General features: G+C 75.5%; 4 protein-coding genes. 1 reads left to right on the top strand and 3 read right to left on the bottom strand.

Translation table 11 applies throughout. The annotated features are described in order from the left end of the window. Window positions 1-40: 40 nt before the first annotated feature. The 3 genes from ABD317_RS33645 to ABD317_RS33635 all read right to left on the bottom strand — a co-directional run bounded on the left by ABD317_RS33645 (window position 41) and on the right by ABD317_RS33635 (window position 4,050). Window positions 41-2,470, bottom strand: coding sequence for an MMPL family transporter (locus ABD317_RS33645; RefSeq protein ID WP_344295104.1), 2,430 nt, complete (start codon window positions 2,468-2,470; stop codon window positions 41-43). A gap of 184 nt (window positions 2,471-2,654) precedes the next feature. Further along, complete coding sequence (locus ABD317_RS33640; protein WP_344295102.1) at window positions 2,655-3,086, bottom strand: PPOX class F420-dependent oxidoreductase; 432 nt, start codon at window positions 3,084-3,086, stop codon at window positions 2,655-2,657. 52 nt (window positions 3,087-3,138) lie between these two features. Continuing rightward, a complete protein-coding gene (locus ABD317_RS33635; RefSeq protein WP_344295100.1) occupies window positions 3,139-4,050 on the bottom strand; it encodes an NAD(P)-dependent oxidoreductase in 912 nt (303 codons plus the stop codon). Window positions 4,051-4,100: 50 nt separating this feature from the next. Here ABD317_RS33635 and ABD317_RS33630 point away from each other — a divergent pair, with 50 nt between their 5' ends. Further along, the gene (locus ABD317_RS33630) at window positions 4,101-4,469 is read left to right on the top strand and encodes a MerR family transcriptional regulator (protein WP_344295099.1); all 369 of its coding nucleotides are present in this window, start codon (window positions 4,101-4,103) and stop codon (window positions 4,467-4,469) included. The last annotated feature ends 257 nt before the right edge of the window (window positions 4,470-4,726 follow it).

Genomic DNA, 4,726 nt, shown 5'->3' with positions numbered 1-4,726 from the left:
CGCTCGGGGAGGCGGGCGGCCGGCCCCCGCGGCAGGCGGGTCAGACGCGCGTCAGGTCCTGGTCCGGCTCGCCGTCCGGCACCGGCCGCGGGCCCGGGCTGCCGCGGCCCAGCGACTCGCCCTCCATGTCCACACGCGGCAGCAGCCGCGCCAGCGGGCGCGGCAGCCACCAGGCACGCTTGCCGAGCAGGGCGAGCACGGCGGGCACGAAGGCCATGCGGACGACGACCGCGTCGCAGAACACCGCCACGGCCAGCCCGAAGCCGATCATCCTGATGACCTGCTCGCCGCCGGTCATGAAGCCGCCGAACACGGCCATCATGATCACCGCCGCGACCGCCACCACGCGGGCGCTGTGCCGGAAGCCGCTGACCACGGCCTCGCGCGGGTCCTCCCCGTGCACGTACGCCTCCCGCATCCGGGAGACCAGGAAGACCTGGTAGTCCATGGCCAGCCCGAAGGCGATGCCCACCAGGAAGATCGGCATCATGCTCATGATCGGCCCGGTCTGCTCCACGCCGAAGAGCCCGGCCAGGTGTCCCTGCTGGAAGACGGTGACGACGGCGCCGAGGGCGGCGAGCACCGACAGCAGGAACCCGAGCGCCGCCTTCAGCGGCACCAGCACGGAGCGGAAGACCACCAGGAGCAGCAGGAACGCCAGGCCGATGATGGTCGCCAGATACGGGACCAGGGCGCCCTGAAGCTTCTGCCCGACGTCGATGTTGAGCGCGGTGGTGCCGGTGACCTCGTACGTCGCGCCGGTGGCGGCCTCGGCCGCCGGGCGCCGGTCGCGGATGTCGTGGACGAGGTCCTTGGTGCGTTCGCTGGTGGGCGCGGTGGCGGGGGTGGCGGAGAGCACGGCCGTCGAGCCGGCCTCGTCGAAGCGCGGCGGCGAGACGGAGACGACGCCGTCGGTGCCGCCGATCGTCTCGGCCACGCCGGCCACGGCGGCCTCGGGGTCGTCGGCGCCGCGGGCGTCGACGACGACGGTCAGCGGGCCGTTGAAGCCGGGGCCGAACCCCTCGGCGAGGGCGTCGTAGGCGCGGCGCTCGGTGGTGGAGGTGGGCTTGGCCTCGTCGCCGGGCATGCCGAGGCGGAGGTCGGCGGCGGGTACGGCGAGGATGCCGAGCCCGGCGACGGTGGCGAGGAGGACGGGGACGGGGCGGCGCAGGACGAAGCGGGCCCAGCGGACCCCGAGGGTGGCGCGCGGGGGCTCCGGCGGGCCCGCGCCGTCCGCGGAGTCCGTACCGCCCGCGGGATCCGGGCCGGCCTGAGGGGCCGCACGCCCCGGCAGGCCCGTGACCGCCGGCCGGTCCGCACCGCCGGAGGGGCCGGTGGGTCCCGCGGGGCTCGTCACGTCCGCACGGCCCCGCCGACCGGCGCGCCAGCCACGCCGTCCGGGGCGCAGTTCCGCACCCGCCCGGCCGTTGCGCCCCCGGGCACCGCGCGAGCGGGACCCGCGCGCCAGCACCGCGTCCGGCCACCACCCCAGCAGCGCCGGCACCAGCGTCAGCGCGACCAGCACGCCCACGAGCACCGCCCCCGCCGCGCCCAGCCCCATCTTCGTCAGCATCGGCACCCCGACGACCGACAGGCCGGCCAGCGCGATGACCACCGTCAGCCCCGCGAACACCACCGCGGACCCCGCCGTGGCCGTCGCCCGCCCCGCCGCCTCGCGCGCCTCGTGGCCCGCGGCGCGCTCCTCGCGGTAGCGGGAGACGATGAAGAGCGAGTAGTCGATGCCGACCGCGATGCCCAGCATCATCGCCACCTCGCCGACCGTCGAGGACAGGCCGAGGGCGTGGCCCAGGGCGAGGATCGAGAACATGCTGACGCCGATCCCGACGAGCGCGGTGATCAGCGGCATCCCGGCCGCGGCCAGCGACCCGAAGGTGAGGAGCAGCACCACGGCCGCCACCGCGACGCCGATCACCTCGCCGAGGCCCGCCGAGACCTCGGACTCCAGCGCGCTGCCGCCGGCCTCGACGGTCAGGCCCGTGTCCCGGGCCTCGTCGATGGCGTCGTCGAGCGCCGTCCTGGCGGCCTTGCTGACGTCGTCCGCCACGACCTCGTAGGAGACGGTGGCGTATGCGGTCGTGCCGTCCTCGCTCACGCCGCGACCGCCGTCGAACGGGTCGGCCGCCCCGGCGACCTGCGGCGCGTCGGCGATGTCGGCGACGAAGCCGGTCACCGCCGCGCGGTGCTGGCCCGCGGTGATCTTCTCGCCGTCGGGCGCGACGAAGACGACGCGGGCGTCCGCGCCGTCGGCGGCGGCGCCCGGGAAGCGCTCGTCGATGAGGTCGTACGCGTGCTGGGCCTCGATCCCGGGCATCGAGGTGGAGTCCTCGGGCGGGTCGCCGGCGCTCGACGCGCCGAGGAACGCGACGGCGAGGGCGGCCGCCCACAGCAGCACGGCGGACAGCCGCCGGCGGAACGCGAGCCGGCCCAGCCGGTACAGGAAGGTCGCCATGGAAGGGGGTCTCCGCTTCTGGGGGTCTCGAAGTACCCCTCCAGCGTTTCCGCGGCGGCCCCGCCCCGTCGTCGTCCCCCGTACGACACTTCCGGCTACTGAAAACCGAGTACGCCGCCGCGCGCCGTCCGCCGCGGGGATGACCCCGGCGGCGGCTGCGCGCGGCGGCTGTGAATCCGCGCAGTCAGCCGAGGCGCTCGCCGTAGACGTGGTCGACGGTCATGGTCATGAGCACCCGGCGGTCGGCGACCATCACCGCGCGGTACTCGTCCCAGTCCGGGTGCTCCCCCGCCGCGGCGCGGTAGTAGTCCACCAGCGCGCCGACCTCCGGGCCGTGCGGGTCGGTGCCGGGGCCGGTGAGGGTGGCGGTGCCCTCGGCGGTGGCCCAGGAACGGCCGTCGGGGGCGGTGACCTCCAGCGCGGCGCGGGCGTCGCGGCGCAGGTTCGCGGTCTTGGCGCGGCCCTCGGTGACCGAGACGTGGATGACGCCGGCGTCCGGGTCGTAGAAGGGCATGACGGGCGACAGCTGAGGCCGGCCGTCCCTCTTGAGGGTGGCGAGCACGCCGAGGCGGCTCTCGGCCAGCAGCGCGCGGGGGTCGAACGGGGTCGTGGTCATGTCCGTAGCCAAGTCCTGGTCCGTGGGTCGTATTCCGTGGGCTGTGCCGTCGTCAGCGCGGCTGCGCCGCCGGGCGGCGGAACTCCTCGATCATCGCCGCATATCCCTCGCCGCCGTGCCCGGCCGCCGCGGCGCGGTCGGCGATGGCCTTGATCAGCGCCGGGAACTCGGTGTTCACGCCGAGGGATTCGCTCTCCTGGACGAGGTGTGCCATCGCCGCCCGGTGGACGTCGAGCGTGGCGTCGTCCACCGGGAAGGTGCCGGTGTCGATCTGCTTCGCGTATCCGGGGAGCCAGTCGGCGACGGTCGGGATGCCCTTCGCGGCGACCGCGGTGTAGTCCGCGGCGGACACCCCCGCCGTGCCGAGCAGCGCGGCGCCCTGCAGCCAGCCGTTGAGGATGCTCCACATCAGGCCCACGACCGCCATCTCGTACAGCGCCGTCAGCCCCTCGTCCGCGCCGAGGTACGGGGTGTCCCCGGCCAGGCCGCGCAGCGCGGGCGCGTGGCGGTCGAACTCCGCGCGCGGGCCGCTGACGACGATGGTCGCCGCCGCGGTGCCGATCCCGGGCGGCGCAGCCATGATGGCGCCGTCGAGGTACGTCGCGCCGCGTTCGGCGGCCCACGCCGCGGTGGCGCGGGCCTGCTCCGAGGTACCGGTGGTGAGGTTGACCAGGGTCCGGCCGCGGAGGGCGGCGGGGTTGACGGGGTCGAGGAGGGCGTGCAGCGCGTCGTAGTCGGTGACGCAGGCGATCACCAGCGGAGCGGCGGCGACGGCCTCGGCGGGGGTGCCGGCCCGTGCGGCGCCCTCGGCGACGAGGTCGTCGGCCTTGGCCGCGGTGCGGTTGAAGACGGTGGTGGGGTGCCCGGCGCGCAGCAGGGCGCCGGCCAGGGCGCGGCCCATGTGGCCGAGGCCGAGCACGGAGACGGGGGCGGGGGTGGTTTCGGTGTGCTTGTCGGTCGTCATGGCAGAATGGTCAACGTTCACACCGGTATGAAGGTCAAGGAGGAGCGCGCATGCGGATCGGCGAGCTGAGCCGGCGCACCGGTGTCCCCGCGCACCAGCTGCGGTACTACGAGGCCCAGGGTCTGCTGCAGCCCGAGCGCTCCGGCAACGGCTACCGCGAGTACACGGACGACGCCGTGCTCACCGTCGCGCAGATCCGGCGGCTGCTCGACGCCGGCCTGTCGACCCAGGACATCGCCTGGCTCCTGCCCTGTGCCACGGGCACCGGGCCCGACTTCTACCCCTGCCCCGAGCTGCTGGACAAGTTCCGCGAGCGGCTGGAGGGGCTCGACGCGCACATCACCACGCTCGACCGCTCCCGCCGGGCGCTGAGCGAGTACCTCGACGCCGCCGAGCGGCGGGTCGCGCAGTACAGCTGAGAAAGCGGCGGCGGCCGGGGGCGCGCGCCCGTCGGCGGCCCGTACCGTCCCGTTGACCGTCTCTCTGCCGTCCCGCGGCGCTTCACCTGCCCGTCGTGCCCCGGCCACCCGGCCCGACGAGCATCCTTCCGGATCTTCACGACGTCCGGGAGGCACAGGTGACTTCACCACCCCACACCCCACGCCGGCGCTCGTTCCTGCAGGCCGCGGGCGTCGGCGTCGGCGCGCTGCTCGCCGGGGCCGGCCTCGCCGGGCGG

Source organism: Streptomyces synnematoformans, assembly GCF_039531005.1.
Taxonomy (GTDB): domain Bacteria; phylum Actinomycetota; class Actinomycetes; order Streptomycetales; family Streptomycetaceae; genus Streptomyces; species Streptomyces synnematoformans.
This window is presented reverse-complemented; position numbering and strand designations above follow the sequence as displayed.